The sequence below is a fragment of the Acidobacteriota bacterium genome, from assembly GCA_012729555.1.
Classification (GTDB): Bacteria; Acidobacteriota; UBA6911; order UBA6911; family UBA6911; genus UBA6911.
The window spans coordinates 15380-35687 of record JAAYCX010000055.1; the positions used below are offsets into that span (position 1 = coordinate 15380).

At 67.6% G+C, this 20308-nt stretch carries 16 protein-coding genes; 14 read left to right on the forward strand and 2 right to left on the reverse strand.

Going from position 1 to position 20308, the window contains the following annotated elements; translation table 11 throughout:
• Positions 1–124: 124 nt before the first annotated feature.
• From GXY47_10640 to GXY47_10650, 3 genes are all read left to right on the forward strand, one after another.
• Positions 125–3310, forward strand: coding sequence for a fused MFS/spermidine synthase (locus tag GXY47_10640; protein NLV31597.1), 3186 nt, complete (start codon positions 125–127; stop codon positions 3308–3310).
• Between the two features lie 120 nt (positions 3311–3430).
• On the forward strand, positions 3431–4522 hold the full coding sequence (locus GXY47_10645) for a 6-phosphofructokinase (GenBank protein ID NLV31598.1): 1092 nt from the start codon (positions 3431–3433) through the stop codon (positions 4520–4522).
• 44 nt (positions 4523–4566) lie between these two features.
• Positions 4567–5769: a transglycosylase SLT domain-containing protein gene (locus GXY47_10650; protein ID NLV31599.1), complete on the forward strand. Its 1203-nt coding sequence runs from the start codon at positions 4567–4569 to the stop codon at positions 5767–5769.
• Here the strand turns inward: GXY47_10650 and GXY47_10655 are convergent.
• On the reverse strand, positions 5724–6920 hold the full coding sequence (locus tag GXY47_10655) for an Ldh family oxidoreductase (protein ID NLV31600.1): 1197 nt from the start codon (positions 6918–6920) through the stop codon (positions 5724–5726). The genes GXY47_10650 and GXY47_10655 overlap by 46 nt on opposite strands.
• Positions 6921–7057: 137 nt before the next feature.
• Here GXY47_10655 and GXY47_10660 point away from each other — a divergent pair, with 137 nt between their 5' ends.
• The 6 genes from GXY47_10660 (at position 7058) to GXY47_10685 (ending at position 12018) form a co-directional block, all read left to right on the forward strand.
• Positions 7058–8680: an AAA family ATPase gene (locus tag GXY47_10660; GenBank protein ID NLV31601.1), complete on the forward strand. Its 1623-nt coding sequence runs from the start codon at positions 7058–7060 to the stop codon at positions 8678–8680.
• Position 8681: 1 nt separating this feature from the next.
• Positions 8682–9335, forward strand: coding sequence for a general secretion pathway protein GspB (locus GXY47_10665; GenBank protein ID NLV31602.1), 654 nt, complete (start codon positions 8682–8684; stop codon positions 9333–9335).
• 35 nt (positions 9336–9370) lie between these two features.
• Positions 9371–9691 (forward strand): hypothetical protein, encoded by a 321-nt coding sequence (locus tag GXY47_10670; GenBank protein NLV31603.1) that lies wholly within the window; start codon positions 9371–9373, stop codon positions 9689–9691.
• Between the two features lie 126 nt (positions 9692–9817).
• A complete protein-coding gene (locus tag GXY47_10675; GenBank protein ID NLV31604.1) occupies positions 9818–11146 on the forward strand; it encodes a hypothetical protein in 1329 nt (442 codons plus the stop codon).
• A 31-nt stretch (positions 11147–11177) separates the two neighbouring features.
• Entirely contained in the window at positions 11178–11699 is a 522-nt protein-coding gene (locus GXY47_10680) for a hypothetical protein (GenBank protein NLV31605.1), read from the forward strand.
• A gap of 49 nt (positions 11700–11748) precedes the next feature.
• Complete coding sequence (locus tag GXY47_10685) at positions 11749–12018, forward strand: MoaD/ThiS family protein (GenBank protein NLV31606.1); 270 nt, start codon at positions 11749–11751, stop codon at positions 12016–12018.
• Position 12019: 1 nt separating this feature from the next.
• Here the strand turns inward: GXY47_10685 and GXY47_10690 are convergent, their stop codons facing one another.
• The gene (locus GXY47_10690; protein ID NLV31607.1) at positions 12020–12796 is read right to left on the reverse strand and encodes an amino acid racemase; all 777 of its coding nucleotides are present in this window, start codon (positions 12794–12796) and stop codon (positions 12020–12022) included.
• A 194-nt stretch (positions 12797–12990) separates the two neighbouring features.
• Here GXY47_10690 and pilB point away from each other — a divergent pair, with 194 nt between their 5' ends.
• The 5 genes from pilB (at position 12991) to GXY47_10715 (ending at position 20285) form a co-directional block, all read left to right on the forward strand.
• Entirely contained in the window at positions 12991–14721 is a 1731-nt protein-coding gene (pilB, locus tag GXY47_10695; GenBank protein NLV31608.1) for a type IV-A pilus assembly ATPase PilB, read from the forward strand.
• 33 nt (positions 14722–14754) lie between these two features.
• Complete coding sequence (locus tag GXY47_10700) at positions 14755–15882, forward strand: type IV pilus twitching motility protein PilT (GenBank protein ID NLV31609.1); 1128 nt, start codon at positions 14755–14757, stop codon at positions 15880–15882.
• 17 nt (positions 15883–15899) lie between these two features.
• Entirely contained in the window at positions 15900–17111 is a 1212-nt protein-coding gene (locus GXY47_10705; protein NLV31610.1) for a type II secretion system F family protein, read from the forward strand.
• A 102-nt stretch (positions 17112–17213) separates the two neighbouring features.
• Positions 17214–18872, forward strand: coding sequence for a PAS domain S-box protein (locus GXY47_10710; protein ID NLV31611.1), 1659 nt, complete (start codon positions 17214–17216; stop codon positions 18870–18872).
• A 3-nt stretch (positions 18873–18875) separates the two neighbouring features.
• Positions 18876–20285 (forward strand): sigma-54-dependent Fis family transcriptional regulator, encoded by a 1410-nt coding sequence (locus GXY47_10715; protein NLV31612.1) that lies wholly within the window; start codon positions 18876–18878, stop codon positions 20283–20285.
• Positions 20286–20308: the final 23 nt, after the last annotated feature.

A 20308-nucleotide genomic window follows, 5' to 3' on the forward strand; every position in this document is an offset into this window, starting at 1 on the left:
ACGGCCAGAGACAATTTGCAATCCGCGGGGAGTTTGATCATACTACTCGCCTTGACGCCCAGGCGCACGCGCGGCAGCCCGCGGCGCGGGCGCCGCCAACGTCGATTCGAGGAAACGGTGGACTATGCTTTACCTGCTGATTCTCGCCTGCTTTCTGGTCTCGGGGATTACGGGCCTGATCTACCAGGTCCTCTGGACCCGTATGATCGTCGGCATCATCGGGAGCTCCCCCTTTTCGGTCACCATCGTGCTGGCCGTCTTCATGGCGGGGCTCGGGCTGGGGAGCGCCGTTGCGGGGAAGACGGTGGACCGCGTCGCCCGGCCGGAAAAACTGATCCGGGTCTACGGCCTGCTCGAACTGGGGATCGGGCTCTACTGCCTCCTCCTCCCCCTGCTGCTCCTCCTCTTCAAGCCCCTGTACGCCTGGATCTACAACCGGCTATTCGACCATTTCCTCCTGTATAACCTCCTGACCTTCGCCGGGTGCGCCCTCGTCCTCATCCTCCCGGCCACCTTCATGGGGGCCACCCTCCCGGTGCTCAGCCGGTTTTTCGTCAACACGCTTTCCCGGGTGGGGACGCACGTGGGGCGGCTGTACGGGCTGAACACCATCGGTTCGGCCGCCGGGTCGCTGCTGTGCGGTTTCTGGCTGATCAACCTCGTCGGGGTGCGAGGGGTTCTCGCCGTCGCCGTCCTTCTCAACGCCGGCATCGGTCTCCTATGCCTCCTGGTCAGCCGGCGCCGGACGGGCTGGATCGCGCCGCAGGAGACGGAGGAAGGGACCGGGCCGCGGGCGCCCAGGCCCCGCAAGCCCGCTCCCCCCGCCGGGGAGGTGGTGCCCGTCGGAGTCGTGCTCGCGGTGTTCGCCGTCACCGGGTTCTGCGCCATGGCCTACGAGGTGATCTGGACCAGGCTCCTGGGGCTGCTGGTCGGGCCGACCACCTACTCCTTCACCGTCGTCCTGGTCACCTTCATCACCGGGCTGGCGCTCGGGAGCTTTTTCTTCGGGTGGCTGGGGGACCGGGTCAAACTCCCGGCCGTGCTCCTGGTCCTGACCCAGATGGCCGCCGCCCTCACGGCGCTCCTGGCGAGCCAGGTCATCGGCGACAGCCAGATCTTCTTCGCCAAGCTGATCCATCTCCATCAGGACAGCTTCGGTTCGCTCTACCTCATGAAGGGGATCGTCCTCTTCGGGTTCATGTTCCTGACCACCTTCTCGCTCGGCGCCGCGTTCCCCCTGGTGGGGAAGATCTACACCCGGTCGCTCGCGGCCACCGGCCGCTCCATCGGCTACGCCTATGCCGTCAATTCCATCGGTGCGGTCCTGGGCTCCGCCGTGGCGGGTTTCGTCCTGATCCCCTTCCTCGGCAAGGAAAACGGCCTCCGCCTGGTTATCGGCCTCCAGCTCGCCGCCGCGCTCGGGGCGTGGCTCGTCATCGCCGCCGCTCGGCGGAGCACCTTCCCCCGCCGCTTCGCCCTGGCCCTCCCCGCGCTCCTGGGGTTCGGGCTGATGGCGGCGTTCCCCAGCTGGGACCACGTCATGCTCTCCATGGGGAAGTACCACCGTTTCGACCGGCCCGAGCTTCGTGACATCGGGTGGCTCGAGTCGCTCCTGGCCTGGGAGAAGCATTTCCCCGACCTGAAATCGGAAAAGCTCCTCTTTTACGGGGACGGCATCGGCGGGTTCACCACCGTGCTCGAATCGACCGGACTGCTGGGGGACGTCAACTACAACCTGTGCAACAGCGGCAAGCCGGACGCCTCCTCCACGCGGGACATGGACACGCAGACGCTCCTGGCCCATTTCCCCCTCCTGTACCACCCCGCCCCCGACGACGTACTGGTCATCGGCCTCGGGAGCGGGATAACGGCGGGCGAAATCCTTCACTACCCGGTCAAACGGCTGGACGTCGTCGAAATCAACGAGCAGGTGGTGGAGGCGAGCGGTTTCTTCACCCCCTGGAACAACCGGGTGCTGGAGGACCCGCGCACCCGGCTGATCGTGCAGGACGGGAGGGCGCACCTGGAACTGGCCAGCCGGAAGTACGACCTCGTCACCAGCGAACCGTCCAACCCCTGGATGTCGGGGATCGCCGCCCTGTACACCCGGGACTTCTTCGAACTGGTGGCCTCCCGGCTGAAACCGGGGGGGATGTTCGTCCAGTGGATCCCGGCCTACCAGATGGACTGGGAGGCCTTTTCCATGATCGGGCGGACCTTCGCCTCCGCCTTTCCCCGGAGCCTGCTGGTGTCGACCAACCCGGCCCGCCCCTCGAGCTTCCTCTTCGTGGGGATCCGGGGGGAGGGGGGGCTGGACGCCCGGACGGCGGAGGCGAACCTGGCCTATGCGGCCCGATCGGGCAATATCCGCCTTGCGGACGGCCGGATCCTCCAGAACCTGATCGTCAGCGACAGCCTCCCCTCGCTCTTCGCCAAGGGGCCGATTCACACCGACAACCACCCGCTGCTCGAGTACCACGCCCCCCGGGCGATGCACGTCATGGACGACACGATCATCCGGCGGATCGGCTCCGCCGCCGGGTACGGCGTCAGCGAAGGGCTGGCGGCCGCCATCCGGGAGAACCAGGACGACGTGGAGCGGCAGGTGGCCTACGCGGAATATTTCCTGAACTTCCGCGGAGTCGACAGCTCGGCCCTGCAGTACCGGGTGAACCTCGCCGCGGCGACGCCGGCGGAGAGGGAGCGGCATGCGGCCAACGTCGAGCGGTTCTGCCGGCTGAACCTGGTCACCGAGTTCCGGGCGCTGACCGATCCCGCCATCCGCGAGCGGTGCTACGCGGCCCAGGAGGAGGCGGTCACGGCGCGTCTCGGGCAGGCGGCGGACAAGGCCCCGCTCTACTCCCACCTGGGGGCGATCAGCCTCGAGAACCGGAGGCCGGAGAAGGCGATCGACTATTTTTCGCGCGAAGCCGGGCTCCATCCCCGGGACAAGGCCGCCCGGAACAACCTCGGGACGGCCTACGCTTCGGCCGGCCGGCACGCGGAGGCGGCCCGGGAGTACCTCCGCGCCCTCGAGATCGACCCCGGCTACGTCCAGGCCCACGTCAACCTCGGCCTCTCCCTGGCGTCCCAGGGGCGGTCGCGGCTCGGAGAGGCCATCGTCCATTTCCGGGCGGCCCTGGAACTCGACCCCGAGAACGCCGATACCCACAACCATCTGGGCACGGCGCTGATGGCCGGGGGGGACGTCAACCCGGCCATCGTCCATTTTTCGCGGGCGCTGGAGATCCGCCCCGGCTTCCCGCCGGCGGAGAACAACCTGCGGCGGGCGCTGGCGCTCCGGAAATAAGGGGGGCCCCGCCGGTTCCGGACCGCCGGCGGCCGTAAGGGGAGATCCGGATGTGTGCCCGGGAGACGCGGGCGGGAGAGGGATCCACAGGGAAGGATCGGCGGAGGGAAGGGAATCGATATGAACAACATCCATCGCATCGGGATCATGACCTCGGGGGGGGACTGCCCCGGACTCAACGCCGTCATCCGGGCGGTCGCCAAGGCCGCCCTCGGATCGCACCACCTGGAGGTCATGGGGATAGAGGACGGGTTCCTGGGGCTGATCCAGAACCGCATGCGGATGCTGGACAACGAATCGGTCAGCAACATCCTGACGCTCGGGGGGACCATCCTCGGGACCAACAACAAGGTGTCGCCCCGCAACTACGCTGTGAAGATCAACGACAGGATCGAAAACCGGGACGTCACCGACCGGTGCCTCGAGCATATCGCGCACAACCACCTGGACGCGCTGGTCGTGATCGGCGGCGACGGGTCGATGGCGATCGCGTCCGATTTCATCCGCCTCGGGATCAACTGCATCGGCGTCCCCAAGACCATCGACAACGACCTTTACGGGACGGATGTCACCTTCGGGTTCGCCACCGCCGTCAGCGTGGCCACCGACGCGCTGGACCGGGTCCACACCACGGCGGCCAGCCACCACCGAGTCATGATCGTGGAGGTCATGGGGCGCAACTCGGGCTGGATCGCGCTCCATTCCGGCATCGCCAGCGGGTCGGACGTGATCCTGATCCCGGAGATCCCGTTCGACGTCAAGATCATCTGCGATTACGTGACCTACCGGGCCCGGCACGGCAAGCGCTTCAGCATCATCTGCGTCTCCGAGGGCGCCATCCCCGTCGGGGGGAAGCAGGTGGTCGACCGGGTGGACCCCACGAGCCCCGATCCGATCCGCCTCGGCGGCATCGGCCAGGTCCTGGCCGAGCAGGTCGAGGGGGCGACCGGGATCGAGACCCGGACGGTCAAGCTCGGTCACGTGCAGCGGGGGGGGAGCCCGGTGCCGGCCGACCGCGTCCTGGCCACCGAATTCGGCTACAAGGCGATCGAGATCCTCTGCGCGGGGGAACGCTCGCGCCTGGTCGTAATGAAGGGGCGGACGGTGACCCACATCCCGCTCGAGGAAGCGGAAGGGAAGCAGCGGCTGGTCCCGGTGGACCACCCCCTCATCCTCGCCGGCCGCAACGTGGGGACCTGCTTCGGAGATTAGGCGCCGCGGGCGGCGCCTTCGATTCAAAAGGGGAGACAGCGCTCATGCCCCTGCGTCTGCGGTTCGGGAAAGGGCCCGGTCCTCGGGGTAGACCGTGGGCCCGGAAGGGCGTCCTTCTCCTCCTCCTGCCGGCCGCCTGCGGCTTCGCCCTTCTCGCTCTTTCCACGTCGGGAATCGGGCTCGCGGCGACCCGGCTCCAGGCCCTGGGCGCCGCGTTCGCCGGTTTGCGGGCCATGGCCGTTCACGATCCGCGGTTGCATCGGAGGGTCTTCGCCGCGCACTCGGACCGTCTCCTGCGGGGGATGGACGAGGCGGACCGGGATCTGCTGGCCAGGGCCCTGTCGGACCGAAACCGCGCCTACGACCGCGCCCGGTGGCGTTACGGCCTGACGCCGGTGGAACTCGGGGTCGTCATCGACGGAGTGGAGCACCGGTTCCTGAGCGACGAGATCCTTTTCAACCGTTACCGCCGCGGCCACATGAGCCTTTTCGATTCAGCGTCGTTCGGGAACGGGCGGGAATTCCTGCCGTGGGAGGTGTTCCGCTCCGTCCAATACGACCAGCTCCCGCGGCCGCTCCGACAGCTGATCCTCCAGATCCAGATCGATCGATACCGCAGATACCTCGAGCCGTCGCTGTGGCCCGGGATCGGGGTCCGGGAGTGGCGCACGGTGCCCGACCCGGTCCTCAAGATCGCGGCCTACCGCATGGTGCGCCACTGGACCGGGGTGTACGCGCCCGAGGGGATGCGGCGGGAGGAGGCCGCGCGGATCCTGGCCTCCATCGGAAGGGTCGAGAGCCAGTTCGACCTGGACAAGATGGTGCATCGGGACCCCGCCACCGGGAGGGCGGACCTGGGTTTTCTCCAGATATCGGAGCCGTTGAGGAGGAGGCTGCGCGGGCTTCCGGAGTTCAGGGACTGCAGCGACAGCGACTTCCTGAAACCGTGGGTTTCGATCCGCGCGGGGGCCTACAGCTTCTTTTCCATTTTCCTCGAGGGGGCCGGCGGGGACGTGCTCGAGGCGATCGGCCATTACAATGCGGGCCGCTACGGCCCCCGGGAGCGGGCGGAGAAATACCTCGAAGCGGTGGCGGGGCAGTTCCAGCGGGCTTTCGTCAGCCGGAGATATTCCCCCACCCTGCGCTTCATCCTGACGACGGCGCACGGCGATTATTTCCGCGGGGTCGAAGAGGACCGTCTCTACCCCGTCCGCGGGGCTCCGTCCGCCTCGAAGGGGAAGCGGTAGGGGAGGCCCAGCTCGTCGCGCATGGCGCACAGCTCGCCCTGGACGACGGGGTCGACCGGGACCCCTGTTTTCTCCCGCTCGAGCCAGGCGAGGTATTCTTTTTCCCCGCAGGTGTAGATGCGGTCCCGGCCGGGGCTCTTGCGCGAACCGCGCAGCGTGCGCAGGATGTCGCCCGCCGTCTTCCTGAAGGACGCGAGGTCGGTGAAACACTCGATGTCGATGGCGATGAAGAAGTGTCCCAGCGCGTGGGGGGCGGGGCGCCCCTGGGCGTCCACCCCGCCGAGCTGACGGAGGAAAGCCCCCTGCTGCAGGGCGGCCGAAAGGATCTCGACCGCGGTGGCGAACCCGTACCCCTTGTAGCCGCCGGTCTCTTCGCCCAGGCCCCCTATGGGGGTGAAGGCGCATTTCCCCTGGAGCAGGTCCTCGAGGATCTTCCCGGGGTCGGTCTCGGTGTTCCCCTCCAGGTCGACGACCAGCCCCTCCGGGCACTGTTTCCCCTCGCGCGCGTACTGTTCGACCTTCCCCCGCTGGATGACGCTGGTGGCGTAATCGTTGGTGAAGGGGAAGGGATCGTCGGTGGGGAAGCCGAACACCAGCGGGTTGGTGCCCAGGAGGTTCTCCACCCCATGGGTGGGCGCGATCGAGGGGCGCGCGTTGGTCCCGGTCACCCCGATCATCCCGGCCGCGACGGCCATCAGCGCGTAATGGGCCGCGTAGCCGTAGTGGGTGGAATTGCGGGCGGCCACCATCCCCAGGCCGTGAACGCGGGCCTTTTCGATCGCCATTTCCATCGAGCGGCGGGCGATGACCATGCCCATCCCGTGGTGCCCGTCCACGACGGCCGTGGCCTTGCAGTCGCGCACCACCTCCAGCTGCGTCACCGGGCGCTGAACGCGGGTCTTGACGATGCGGTCGTAGTAGATGGGCTTCAGCCGGCCGACGCCGTGGGAGTCGATCCCGCGCTTGTCGGCCGTGATCAGGACTTCCGCGCAGACCCGGGCGTCGGCGTCGGGGACGCCGATCCCCCTGAAGACGTCGACCATGAAGGCTTCCAGCACATCGAACGGAATCCAGGTTTTCGGGCTCAAAACGGTCTCCTTTGCCCCGTCTTCACCGACGCGTCCGCCGGCCGGGGAAGGCCATCTTATCATCAATCAGGGCGGGCGCAAATGCCCCGAAAGTCCCCCAGGACCCGGGGGCGTAAACGCCGTTTGGGAGTTTCCCGGTTTTCGGTATATGATGGAGGCGCTTCCGGCCATTTCGCAGCTACGGAGAACGGTGCAGCGGCATGTATCTCAAATACTTTGATCTGGAGGAACCCCCGTTTTCCCTGACCCCGGACCCGCAGTATCTCTTCATGAGCGGGCGGCACCGGGAAGGGCTCGCCCACCTCCTCTACGGGGTGCAGCAGCCGGGAGGTTTCGTGCAGCTGACGGGGGAGATCGGATCGGGGAAGACCACCCTCTGCCGCTGCCTGATCCGGCAGCTCCCCCCCGACACCGACATCGCCCTGATCCTCAACCCGCGCCTCACGGTGACGGAACTGCTCGCCGCGGTATGCGACGAGCTCCGGGTTCCCTACCCGGAGAAGACGGCGAGCGTCAAGGTCCTCGTCGACGCCTTGAACGGGCGGCTGCTGGAGTCTCACGCCCTCAGGCGCCGGACGGTCCTCATCATCGACGAGGCGCAGAACCTCGACGGCGACGTGCTCGAGCAGGTCCGGCTGTTGACCAACCTGGAGACGGCCCGCGAGAAGCTCCTCCAGATCATCCTGATCGGGCAGCCGGAGCTCCTCCGTATCCTCGGGAGCCGCCGGCTGCGTCAGCTGTCGCAGCGGATCACGGCCCGCTACCACCTCGAGCCCCTGTCGCGCAGGGAGACCTATGCCTACGTCCGGCACCGGCTCCTGGTCGCCGGGAGGAGGGAGCCGCTCTTCACCCGGTGGGCGCTCCGGAGCGTGTATGCCCGCAGCCGGGGGGTGCCGCGCGTCATCAACATCATCTGCGACCGGGCCCTGCTCGGGGCCTATGCCCGGGACCGGAGGAAAATCGGCGCCGGCATCGTGCGCCGGGCCAGCAGGGAGACCCGGGGGCAGGTCCCGCTCCGCGCCAGGCTGAGGCCCGCCCTGGCGGCCGGGATCGTGCTCGCCCTCCTCCTCGGCGCCGCCGGGGCATGGCTGTTCGGCCCCGCGGCCCGCTCACGCAACGGGGGCCAGGCCCCCGCCGCGGTCCGGACAACACCGGGCCCGACCGTCCCGCCGGCGGCGGAAGCCCGGTCCCCCGTCCCCGCCGGGGGGGGGGCGGCCGTGTCGCTGGAAGCCGCACTTGCCGGCGCCGGCAATACCGACGCCGCGAGCTTCACCGCCCTGTACCGGCTCTGGGGCGCGGAGATCCCGGTCGCGTCCCCCGATTCGGGGTGCCGGGAGGGAGGCCGAGAGGGGTTCGAATGCCTCTTTCTGAACGGCGACTGGCCGAAACTGCGCCGATACAACCTCCCGGTGATCCTGGAACTGGTGATGCCCGGGGGGGGGCGCCACCGGGTGACGCTGGTGCAGCTGGCGGAAGGATCGGCCCTGCTCGACATCGGGGGGCGCCGGCGAAAGGTTCCGCTCGATGAGATCGACCGGTTGTGGGACGGGGCCTTCATCCTCCCCTGGAAGCCCCCGTTCCCCGTGCGCATCCTTTCGGCCGGGATGCGGGGGGAGGACGTGGGGTGGATCCGGAGCACGCTCGACCGGCTGGAAGGAGGCGCTCCCTCCCCGGGGGACCCGCTTCTGTTTGACGGGGACCTCGAGCAACGCATCACCGCCTTTCAAAAAAGAAAAGGGTTGATCCCGGACGGGATGGCCGGCTCGGAGACCCTGGCCCGCCTTCTCCTGGATCTCGACCGGGGGCCCGCGCTGAGGCGATAGCATGTCGTACATACTGGATGCGTTGAAAAAGGCGGAACGGGAGCGGGGGCTGGCGCGGGTGCCGGATCTCGGTTCCGTTCACGCCGAGCCCCGCGCGCCGCGCCGCGGCAGGTGGGTCGTGAGTGCGGTCGCCCTGGCCCTGCTGGCCCTCCTCCTCTGGGCTTTCTATCCCGGGGCGGACCGGGACCTGCCGCCCCGGGCGGAAGCGCCCGAGGGGAAACCTGTCGCCGCCGTACCGGTTGCGGCGGAGGCGCCTGCCGGGTATCTTCCGGCCGCCGGAGGCGGGGAGGAACCGGCGCCGCGGCGGGCGACACCCGCCGCCGCGGCGCTCCCCTCCCCCGTACCCCGGCGGGCCGATCCCCCGGCGCCCGGGCCGCCCCTGGCACAGAATCCGCCGGCGCCGGCCTCCGCCGCCAATCGTGCCCCGCCCGCCGCGACCGTCCCCGACGTTCCCCTTCGCGACGCGGTGGCGGGGATGACCCTGAGCGTTCATATGTACAGCGAGCGACCGGAGGACCGCATGGTCTTCATCAACGGCAGACGCTACGTCGAGGGGGAGCTGGTCGAAAGGAGATACCTGCTCGAAAGCATCACGCCCGATGGGGCGGTGCTGCGCCTGGGCGGGGAAAGGGAGACCGTGCGCCCGGGGAACTGACCGGGCGCGGGAGATTTCATCAAAGGAGGCGCCCCATGGCACGACAGGGAGGGAGATCGACGACATCGCTGGTTGCGGTCCTGGACCCGCGCGGGCAGCCCACGGCCGAGGTGGAGCCCCTTCCCCTGGCCCCCCGCCTGGACACCCTGCGGGGGCGGACGGTCTATTTCATCGACGTCGGGTTCGGCGGGGGCTGGGAGTTTCTCGAGGAGGCGGTGGACTGGTTCCACCGCCATCTTCCCGAGGTGAAGACGGTGCTCGAGCGGAAAAGGGGGATCATGTTCGCCGACGAGCCGGAGACATGGGCCAGAATCCAACAGGACGGGGACGCCGTGGTCTTCGGCGTGGGGGGTTGAGACGGGTGCACGGCGAGTGTCGCCGCCCATTGCAGGGAACTGGAATCGAAATACGGCGTCCCCACCGCCCCGCTGGCCAGCGCCCGCTTCGCCGACTACGCGGAGCGCGATGCCCTCAACCACGGGATGAAGCTGCGCTTCACCTTCCCCCCCTATCCCCTTGTGGGAAGGCCGCGGGAGGTGCTCCGCCGCTACGTCGAGGGGAACGACGCCGTTACCGGGCGCCCGTTGATGCCCCAGGTCGTCGAGGCGCTGACGGCCCCCCTGACGGAGGAGGAACGGCACCCGCGGGCGGCCCGGCAGGCCCCCCGCCCGAGGCTGCTCCAGCCGGACACCGAGGAGAACCTCCACCGGCTCTTCCTCGAAAGCGGCTGGACCGACGGGGCCCCCATCGTCCTTCCCACCGAGGAGCGGGTGGCGCACATGCTCACCGGGACCGCGGCCGACCCCGGTGAGGTGGTGGGGCGCATGTCGGTCACTATCCACCAGGAGAAGCTCGAATACACCGTGGAGAAGGTGGCCGTAAGCGCGGTGATGGCGGGGGCCGGCCCCGAACACCTCCCCGTAATCCTGGCGCTCGCGGCCAGCGGCGAGTGCTCCATGCCCAGCTCCACCACCTCCTTCGGCAGGATGGCGGTGGTGAACGGGCCGATCCGGGAGGAGATCGGCATGAATTCGGGCCTGGGTGCCCTCAGCCCCTTCAACCATGCCAACACGGTGATCGGGAGGGCGTGGACCCTCATGACCCTGAACCTGGGGGACGCCCGGCTGGGGGAGACCTTCATGGGGTCGACGGGCAACAACCTGAATTACCAGAACATGCTCTTCGCCGAGAACGAGGAACGCAGCATCTGGGCCCCCTTCCACGTGCGGCGGGGGTTCGGGCGGGAGGAAAGCGTCCTCAGCCTCTTCCAGGGGTGGAGCGTCGTCAACAGCATGGGAGCGGCCGGGTGCCGCCGCCCGGCCGAGGAGGAGACCCTGATCCTCATGAATGCCTTCCCCGGAATGCACGGGGCCCTCACCCTGGTGATGGACCCCCTCGTGGCCCGGCACCTCGAGGAGCGGGGGTTTGACGGTCCGGAGAGCCTCGCGCGCTACCTGTCGGAAAACTTCCGGATGCCCGCCGGGCAGTTCTGGGGGTCCGACGTCGTCTATTCCCTGGTGGAGCCCTCCGCGCGCGCCGGGGTGCAGCCCTACGCCTCCTGGCTCGACCTCCCCGGCGACACGCCCGTCGCCCCCTACACCTCCCCCGACAATATCCACGTCGTGGTGGCGGGGGGGGAAACCCAGGCGCTGTGGCTCACCACCGACATGTGGCACACCGGGTCGGTGTCGATCGACCGGTGGAGGCCCGCAGGCGGCGTGTACCGGGAGGATGAACGGGCGGGGCGGCGGCGCGACGCGCGCCGGAAGCGGCATGCGGCCGCGCTCAGGGCTTCCGGCTACGATCTCTAGCCCCCCTTCCCCCGTGTGCTACCATTCGGGGATGAGATGGCTTCTGCTGCTGCTGTTGCTCGGATCCGCCGCGGCCGCGGGGCTCGAAAAAGCGCCCGCGGATGAGGGGGTCTACGTGCTCCGCGGGGGCACGGAGTGGGTGGAACTCGAGCCCGCCCCGGTCGCCGGGACGCGGATCCGGGGCCTCGAGACCTTCATCGAAAGCGGCGGGTACACCCGCTTTTTCGTGGATACCGAGCTCGAGGGGGCGAAGGCCGCGCGGCGCACGACCGATCGGTTCCCGCGCTTTTTCTGCCGCGGGCCGTTTTCCCCCGCCGACCTCCTGATCGTCCGGCTCACGCTCCAGGGGGGACGGCGGCTCAGCCGGACCTCCCCCGCGGCGGCCTCGATGACGAACAAGCCGGGATTTCCCCAGGAGGACCTCGTCCGGCTCCGGACGTCGGCCCGGGACGACGGCTCCTTCCTCGCCGTTCCCGAGGACCCTCTCCCCCCCGGCGAATATCTCCTGGTGACGGGCGACGTCGGCTCCGGGCGCGATTTCGGCGTCGATTAGGCCTCCGGCGCGGTGCCGGTTTATGCTATTTTTGAGGGGGAGGAAAGCGATGAGCGTTACGGTCCGCATCCCTGCAATCATCCGCCAGTTCACCGGGCAGGAGTCGGAGGTCCGGCTGGAAGGGAAGACGGTGGGCGAGGTCCTGGAGACCTTCAAGGCCCGGTTCCCCGCGGCCGGGGAGCGCTTCTTCTCGGAGCGGACCCTGCGCTACATGAACCTCTACCTGAACGAGGAGGATGTCCGCTCGCTCGCCAACCTCGAGACCCCGGTGGGGGACTCGGACGTCCTGTCGATAGTATTCGCCGTGGCCGGCGGGTAGATCAGGCCCCGCCCCCTTCTTTCCCCAGCGCCCAGTCGACCGCCGCTTCCGCAAGGATTTCCGTCGCATCGAAAGTGGGGTACCCCGCGGCTTCGGGGTCGAACGCCAGCGGGATTTCGGTGCAGCCCAGGATCACCGCCTGCGCCCCCCGGCGCACGAGGCTCCTTCCCGCCCGGTGAAAGATTTCCCGCGTGCTTGCATCGTGGGCGCCCGCCTTGACCTGCATGATGGCGCGGTGCAGCCGCTCCTGTCCCGGTGCGCCGGGGACCAGGACCCGGAGCCCGGCCGACTCCAGGGTACGGTGATACACGCGGCCGAGCACCGTGCCCGAGGCCGCCAGCAGCCCCACCCTTTTGAGCGGCGGCCTTCGCTTCACGACCCTGCGGCAGGTTTCCCCGATCATGTCGAGGATCGGGATGCCGATGCGCGGGGCGATTTCGGGGAGAAAATGGTGGGAGGCGTTGCAGGGGATGGCGATGATGCCGGCGCCCGCGCGCTCGAGCACTCGCGCCGACTCGACCAGCGCCTCGAGCGGGCTCGGCCCCTCGCCCAGGATCGCCAGGGTCCGGTCGGGGATCTTGGGGTTGGAATAGATGAGGACCCGGGGGTGGTCCTGGTCTTTCCGCGCCGGGACGAGGCGGATGATGCGATCATACAGGTCCAGCGTCGCCTCCGGCCCCATCCCTCCAAGGATCCCTATCATCCGGTCCATTTGCGGATTATAGGGCCGCCGCAGGGCGGCCGCAAGGGCCGGCTCGAGCCGGAATTTTTCGCCCATTTCCCCCCGCCCCGGTTAGATAAGGGGATCCCCCGGACCGGGACCGGAAAATCGGTACATAAAACCCTCCCCGGTGCCGATAACTATACCCGACGAGCGGATGCGTCCGCGCGGGCATCCCCTTTTTCCGGGGAGGTGCGCCGGCGGAAGTGCCGCGGGCCGGGGATTCCTGCGGGAGGGGATCGGACAGGGCAATGGCCACTCAAATCGGAGAATTGCTGATCAAGGAAAGCCTCCTGACCCAGGAGCAGCTCCACCTCGCTCTCAAGCACCAGCGGGAGAACGGCGGGAGGCTGGGGTCGATCCTCATCCAGCTCGGGTTCGTCGAGGACGACGACATCACCTCCCTGTTGAGCCGGAAATACGGGGTGCCTTCCATCAACCTGGCCTATTTCGAGATCGACCCCTCGGTCATCAAGCTGATCCCGATGGAGGTGGCCCAGAAGTACATGGTCATCCCGCTGAGCCGGGTGGGGAGCACCCTGACGGTGGCCAGTACCGACCCGACCAACGTCTTCGCCCTGGACGACATCAAGTTCATGACCGGCTTCAACGTCGAGCCGGTGGTCGCCACCGAGGCGTCGGTCCTGGAGGCGCTCGAAAAGTACTACGGGACGGCCCATTCCATCGAGCTGAAAAAGGTCTACGAGGCGATCGCGCAGGGGGACAAGGACAGCCTGGAGCTCAACCTGGAAGCGGGCGGGGACGAGGAAGAGGTCTCCATCGACCAGCTGCAGCGCTCGAGCGAAGACGCCCCCATCATCAAGCTGGTGAACCTGATCCTGTCGGAATCGCTCAAGCGGGGGGCCAGCGACATCCATATCGAGCCCTACGAAAGGGATTTCCGGGTGCGCTTCCGGATCGACGGCATCCTCTACAACATGATGAGCCCGCCGCTGAAGCTGAGGGACGCCATCACTTCGCGCGTGAAGATCATGGCGAAGATGGACATTTCCGAAAAACGGCTCCCCCAGGACGGCCGGATCAAGATCCGGACCTCGTCGGGCGGCAGGAAAAAGGAGATCGATTACCGCGTCTCCTCCCTCCCGACCCTGTTCGGCGAAAAGATCGTGCTCCGGATCCTCGACAAGGACGTGCTGCCGCTCGACATGAGCATGCTGGGGTTCGAGCAGAGTTCGCTCCGGAAGATCGAGGCCGCCATCGCCAAGCCTTACGGGATGGTGCTGGTCACCGGCCCCACCGGCAGCGGCAAGACCTCCACCCTGTACGCGTCGCTCAACCGGTTGAACACCCCCGAAACCAACATCATGACGGCCGAGGACCCCGTCGAGTACAACTTCCGGGGGATCAACCAGGTCCAGATCAAGGAACAGATCGGGCTGACCTTCGCAGCCGCCCTCCGCTCCTTCCTCCGGCAGGACCCGAACATCATCCTGGTCGGGGAGATCCGCGATTTCGAGACCACCGAAATCGCCATCAAGGCGGCGCTCACGGGCCACCTGGTGCTGTCGAGCATCCACACCAACGACGCCCCGTCGACCATCTCCCGGCTGCTCAACATGGGGATCGAGCCCTTCCTGGTGGCGACATCGGTGCACCTGATCTGCGCCCAGCGCCTGATCCGCAAGATCTGCCCGGAGTGCAAAGCGGAGGTCAAGACCCCCGTCCCGGCCCTCGTCAAGGCCGGGTTTTCGGCCGAAGAGGCCGAGACGCTGCGCACCTTCAAGGGGGAGGGGTGCAAGACCTGCAACGACACCGGCTACAAGGGCCGGGTCGGCATGTACGAAGTGATGGAAATCAGCGAAGCGATCCAGGAGCTGATCCTCATCGGGGCCTCGGCCCGGGAGATCCGCCAGAAGGCGGTGGAGGAGGGGATGCTCACGTTGCGCCAGAGCGGCCTTGAGAAGATCCGCGCCGGGATGACGACGCTCGACGAAGTGCTGCGGGAGACCGTGGAGGTCTAGCGGGCGCACAACGACATTGCGAGGAGTGAAACGATGGCCACCTTGCCCGAACTGCTACAGAAAACGCTCCAGTCCGGGGCTTCCGACCTTCACCTGACCACGGGGGTGCCCCCCCAGATCCGCGTGGACGGCCGGCTGCGGCCGGTCAACGACGAGATCCTGGCCGCCGCCGACACCAAGCGGCTGGCCTACAGCGTCATGACCGACGGGCAGAAGCACCAGTTCGAGGAAAAGTGGGAAATCGACTTCTCCTTCGGCATCAAGGATCTGTGCCGGTTCCGCGCCAACGTCTTCAACCAGCGGGGGGCGGTCGCCGCGGTGTTCCGCATCATCCCGTTCGAGGTCAAGGGGTTCCAGAGCCTCAACCTCCCCCCCGTGGTGGAGAAGCTGTGCGACAAGCCGCGCGGGCTGATCCTGGTTACGGGGCCCACCGGGAGCGGGAAATCGACCACGCTGGCGGCCATGATCGACAAGATCAACTGCGAGCGGAACGAGCACATCCTGACGATCGAGGACCCGATCGAGTTCCTCCACTCCCACAAGAGCTGCATCGTCAACCAGCGGGAGGTCAGCGCCGACACCCACTCCTTTTCCGACGCGCTCCGGGTGGCGCTGCGCGAGGACCCCGACGTGGTGCTGATCGGCGAAATGCGCGACCTGGAAACGGTGGAGGCCGCGCTGCGCATCGCCGAGACCGGACACCTGACCCTGGCCACGCTCCATACCAACAGCGCCGCCAGCACCATCAACCGGATCGTCGACATCTTCCCCTCCGGGCAGCAGCCGCAGATCCGGGCCCAGCTGAGCCTGGTCCTGGAGGGGATCCTCTGCCAGGCGCTGATCCCGCGGGCGAGCGGCTCGGGGCGCGCCATGGCCATGGAGATCCTGGTGCCGACCACGGGGATCCGGAACCTGATCCGCGAGGACAAGATCCACCAGGTCTACAGCTCCATGCAGACGGGTCAGGACAAGTACGGCATGCAGACGTTCAACCAGTCGCTGTCGCACCTGGTCCTGACCAAGCAGATCAGCAGGGAAGACGCCCTCAACAAATCGTCGAACGCCGAAGAACTCCAGGACCTCATCCAGCGCGGGGTCGGGCTCAACCTGCAGGCCTCGGCCCACCGTCTGCAGCCGGCCGCGGCCGGAATGCGTCCATGATTCTGAAAGGATAAGCCATGCCAACCTATGCATACCGCGGGCGAAACCTCCGAACCAACGAAAGCGTCCTGGGAGAACGTTTCGCCACCAGTCCCCAGGCCCTGGCCGGGCTGCTGCGGCGCGAACAGATCGCCCCGGCCTCCATCCGCGAGAAGAAGGCTTCGGGGCTCGATTTCTCCTTCAAGAAGAAGGTGTCGCAGAAGGAGGTCGCGATCTTCACCCGCCAGTTTTCGGTCATGCTGGGAGCCGGGCTCCCGCTGATCCAGGCCCTCGACGCCATCGGGAGCCAGCACCCGAACAAGGAGTTCAAGGCGGTGCTCGAGCAGATCAAGGGGGACGTGGAGTCGGGGACCACCCTTTCGGTCGCCATGGCGCGCCACCCCAAGGTGTTCGACAATCTCTACACCAACATGATCGCCGCGGGCGAATCGGGCGGCATCCTGGAAACGATCCTGCAGCGGTTGAGCGTCTTCATCGAAAAAATCGTCAAGCTGAAGGGGGCGCTCAAGTCGGCCCTCATCTACCCGGCTACCATCCTGACCATCGCCGTCGGGGTGGTGGCCGTCATCCTCTGGAAGGTGGTGCCGGTGTTCCGCACCCTCTACGAGGGGTTCAACGTCGACCTGCCGCTGTTGACGCGCGTCGTGATCGCCCTGTCGGAGATCGTGGAACGGTTCATGATCCCCATCGTCATCCTCGCCGCCCTGGCGGCCTTCGGCTTCAGGAGCTATTACAAGACCGACAAGGGACGGCACGTGGTGGACAAGGCCATCCTGAAGATCCCGGTGATCGGGGAGGTGATCCGCAAGATCGGGATCGCCCGCTTCACCCGCACCCTGGCCACCCTGCTCTCGAGCGGCGTCCCGATCCTCGAGGGCCTCGAAGTCACGGCCAAGACCGCCGGGAACGCCATCCTCGAGGACGTCATCCTCGAGGTGCGCCAGCGGATCGAGGCGGGCGGGAACATGGCCGACCCGATGCGCCAGTCCAATTTCTTCCCCCCCATGGTGACGCAGATGGTGAGCGTGGGGGAATCGACGGGCGAAATCGACTCCATGCTCACCAAGGTGGCCGACTACTACGAAGAAGAAGTCGACACCGTGATGGCCAACCTGATGACGATCCTGGAGCCGATCCTGATGGTGTTCCTCGGCGTCGTCGTCGGCGGCATCGTCATCGCCATGTACCTCCCCCTCTTCAAGCTGATCCAGGTGCTGTCGGGAGGCTAAGCGCACCCGGTGCCGGGGGGCGGCCCGCCGCCCCCCGCGATCCCCCCCTCCCCCCCCATCCCGCTGTTTACTCCTTCCCCAAAAGTGTTTATCCTCCCAGGTATGAAACCTCAGGATCTCCACCGGCGCCTGCTCGAGCTCATCGTCCTGCGCGTCATCGTGCTCCTGGTCTGGCTCAACATCGCCCAGCGGCTGGGGCTGCTGCCCGACCAGTTCCTTTCCCTCCCCTTCCTCCCCTTTTTCCATTTCCTGGCGCTCGGCCTGTCGCTCCTCTATCTCGTCGCCTGGTTCGGCCGGCGCTTTCCCCGGGCCCAGCTCCTGCTGCAGGCCGGGGCCGACCTCGCCCTGGCCACGGTGCTGGTGGCCCAGACCCGCGGGATCGAGAGCCCCTTCGTCCCCTTCTACCTCCTCGTCATCATCTACGCGAGCCTCATGATGGGGAAAAACGGCGGCATCCTCGCCGCCGCGCTGAGCACCATCCTCTACTCCGCCACGTTGATCGCCCCCCACCTGGGGCTGCCGGGCCTCCCCGGGCCGAAGACGGACACGCTGCAGGCCGCCTTCCGGATCGCGGGGCACGCGCTGGGGTTCTGGGCCGTCGCCTTTCTCGGGACCTACCTCCACCGGCGGCTGCGGGTGGTGGAAAGCGAGCTGCGGGAAAAGATCGACACCCTCGAGCAGCTGCAGCACCTGAACGAGCACATCATCCGCAGCATCCGCAGCGGGCTGGTCACCACCGACCTGGGTGGGACGATCGCCACCTTCAACACCGCGGCCTCGGAACTGACGGGGCGCGAAGAGGCCGAGGTCCTCGGGACGCCGATCGCGAAGATCATCAGCGCCGAATTCTGGCAGCGGGTGCGCTCGGCCGACCTCCTCGGCAGCGCCCGGGCGCTGCGGCACGAGGAGTGGGTCGAGGTGCCGGGCGGCGCCCGGCGCTACCTCGGCTTCGGCGTCTCCCCCCTCTTCGGGGCCGACCGGGGGCTGATCGGCTACATCATCTCCTTCCAGGACCTGACCGAGATCCGCCGCCTGGAGGAAGAGGTCCGGCTCAAGGAGCGGATGGCCGCGATCGGGAGGATGGCGGCGGGGATCGCGCACGAGATCCGCAACCCGCTCACCGCCCTGCGCGGCTCGGCCGAGATCCTGAAGTCGCGGGCGAGCCTGCCCGAAAAGGACGCCCGGCTGCTCGACATCCTCGTGCGCGAAAGCGACCGGCTGAACACCTTCATCGAGGACTTCCTCGATTTCGCCCGCCCCCGGACCTACGCCCGGGAGTGGCTCGACCTGGTCCCGCTCCTGGGCGATTCGGTGACGCTCCTCGAAAACAGCCCCGAGATCAGGGCGAAATACCTGGTCACCCTGAAGGACGAAATCCCCTCCATCCGTATCCTGGGGAGCGCGGACCGGCTCAAACAGGTCTTCTGGAACCTGGCCCAGAACGGCATCCGGGCCATGCCGGACGGGGGGGAGCTGACGATCACCGTGCGCCGGGCGCCGGACGGGGCGGAGGTCGTGTTCGAGGACCGCGGGGTCGGGATGACGCCCGAGGAGCTGGAGCGGTTGTTTCAGCCTTTCAACTCCGGCTTCTCGAACGGGATGGGGCTGGGGCTGAGCATCATTTTTCAGATTATGGAAGACCATCAGGGTAAAATCTCCTTCGAGAGCGAAAAGGGGAAGGGGACGCGGGTGCGCCTCCTCTTCCCCACGGAGTCCGCCCCGCCCGGGGCGGGGCCGGAGCCGCACATTGCCGCGGGGTAAACAATGCCGAGCGTACTGATCGTAGACGACGAGCCGAACATCATCGAGATCCTGGAGATCGTGCTCCAGGACGAGGGGATGGAGGTCCACCGGGCCTCGCGCGGGAGCGAGGCGCTCGCGATCCTCAAGAAGAAAGAGATCGATGTCGTCGTCAGCGATATCCGGATGCCCGACCTTTCGGGGGTGGAACTCCTGCGCGAAGCCAAGAAGATCGTGCCCGACACCGTGTTCGTCATGATCACGGCCTACGCGAGCACCGAGACCGCCATCGAGGCGGTGCAGCACGGGGCCTACGATTACGTCACCAAGCCCTTCCAGCTCGACGACATCCGCGCCGTGGTGCGCCGGGCGATCGAGGAGCGGCGCCAGCAGCAGCCCGCCGCCCCCCCCGCCCCCGCCGAGATGGCGGCGGCGCAGGGGCAGAGTTTGTTTCAGGCGCTGCAGGGGAGCCACGTGGTCGGGCGCAGCCCGCGCATGGTGGAGGTCTACCGCACCATCGGGACGGTGGCGATGGGGGACAGCACCATCCTGATCACGGGGGAGAGCGGCACCGGGAAGGAGCTGGTCGCGCGCGCCATCCACGAGGCCTCGCGGAGGAAGGAGAAGCCGTTCGTGTCGATCAACTGCAGCGCTTTCCCCGAGACCCTGCTCGAATCGGAGCTGTTCGGCTACATGAAAGGGGCGTTCACCGGCGCCAATAATAACAAGAAGGGGCTGTTCGAGGCCGCCGACGGCGGCTCGGTCTTCCTCGACGAGATCGGCGACATGACCCCGGCGATGCAGGTGAAGCTGCTGCGGGTGCTGCAGGAGCGGCGGTTGCGCCCGCTCGGGGGGACGGCCGAGATCCCGGTCGACGTCCGGGTGATTGCGGCCACCAACCGCGACCTCGAGGAGGGGATCCGCCAGGAGACCTTCCGCGAGGACCTCTACTACCGGATCGCCGTCATCAACATCCACCTCCCCGCCCTGAGGGAGCGGCGGGAGGATATCGCGCTCCTCGCCGCGAGCTTCCTCGCCCATTACACCCAGAAGGCGGGGAAGGGGATCACGGCGATCTCCCCGGAAGCCCTCCGGCTGCTCGAAGCCTATTCCTGGCCCGGCAACGTGCGCCAGCTCGAAAACGCCATCGAGCGCGCCGTCGCCCTCGAAACCACCTCCGAAATCCAGCCCGAGCGCCTCCCCGACGCCGTGCGCCACCCCGCCGCCCCCGGCGCCGGCCCCGCCCCCGCCGACCTCTTCCCCCTCCCCGACGGCCCCTTCGACCTCCCCGCCTTCCTCTCCCAGGTCGAAGCCAGCCTGATCACCCAGGCCCTCCGCCGCACTGACGGCAACCAGACGCTGGCCGCCCAGCGCCTCAACCTCAGCAAGGGCTCTCTCCGCCACCGGATGCTGACGCTCAACATCAAATTGTAATCCCCGAAATCTTTCTTGGCACT

What these genes read in the sequence shown, in the direction of transcription:
- GXY47_10640 (NLV31597.1), top strand. Translation starts at nt 125, where the DNA reads ATGCTTTACCTGCTGATTCTCGCCTGCTTTCTGGTCTCGGGGATTACG.
- GXY47_10645 (NLV31598.1), top strand. Translation starts at nt 3,431, where the DNA reads ATGAACAACATCCATCGCATCGGGATCATGACCTCGGGGGGGGACTGC.
- GXY47_10650 (NLV31599.1), top strand. Translation starts at nt 4,567, where the DNA reads ATGCCCCTGCGTCTGCGGTTCGGGAAAGGGCCCGGTCCTCGGGGTAGA.
- GXY47_10655 (NLV31600.1), bottom strand. Translation starts at nt 6,920, where the DNA reads ATGATAAGATGGCCTTCCCCGGCCGGCGGACGCGTCGGTGAAGACGGG.
- GXY47_10660 (NLV31601.1), top strand. Translation starts at nt 7,058, where the DNA reads ATGTATCTCAAATACTTTGATCTGGAGGAACCCCCGTTTTCCCTGACC.
- GXY47_10665 (NLV31602.1), top strand. Translation starts at nt 8,682, where the DNA reads ATGTCGTACATACTGGATGCGTTGAAAAAGGCGGAACGGGAGCGGGGG.
- GXY47_10670 (NLV31603.1), top strand. Translation starts at nt 9,371, where the DNA reads ATGGCACGACAGGGAGGGAGATCGACGACATCGCTGGTTGCGGTCCTG.
- GXY47_10675 (NLV31604.1), top strand. Translation starts at nt 9,818, where the DNA reads ATGAAGCTGCGCTTCACCTTCCCCCCCTATCCCCTTGTGGGAAGGCCG.
- GXY47_10680 (NLV31605.1), top strand. Translation starts at nt 11,178, where the DNA reads ATGAGATGGCTTCTGCTGCTGCTGTTGCTCGGATCCGCCGCGGCCGCG.
- GXY47_10685 (NLV31606.1), top strand. Translation starts at nt 11,749, where the DNA reads ATGAGCGTTACGGTCCGCATCCCTGCAATCATCCGCCAGTTCACCGGG.
- GXY47_10690 (NLV31607.1), bottom strand. Translation starts at nt 12,796, where the DNA reads ATGGGCGAAAAATTCCGGCTCGAGCCGGCCCTTGCGGCCGCCCTGCGG.
- pilB (NLV31608.1), top strand. Translation starts at nt 12,991, where the DNA reads ATGGCCACTCAAATCGGAGAATTGCTGATCAAGGAAAGCCTCCTGACC.
- GXY47_10700 (NLV31609.1), top strand. Translation starts at nt 14,755, where the DNA reads ATGGCCACCTTGCCCGAACTGCTACAGAAAACGCTCCAGTCCGGGGCT.
- GXY47_10705 (NLV31610.1), top strand. Translation starts at nt 15,900, where the DNA reads ATGCCAACCTATGCATACCGCGGGCGAAACCTCCGAACCAACGAAAGC.
- GXY47_10710 (NLV31611.1), top strand. Translation starts at nt 17,214, where the DNA reads ATGAAACCTCAGGATCTCCACCGGCGCCTGCTCGAGCTCATCGTCCTG.
- GXY47_10715 (NLV31612.1), top strand. Translation starts at nt 18,876, where the DNA reads ATGCCGAGCGTACTGATCGTAGACGACGAGCCGAACATCATCGAGATC.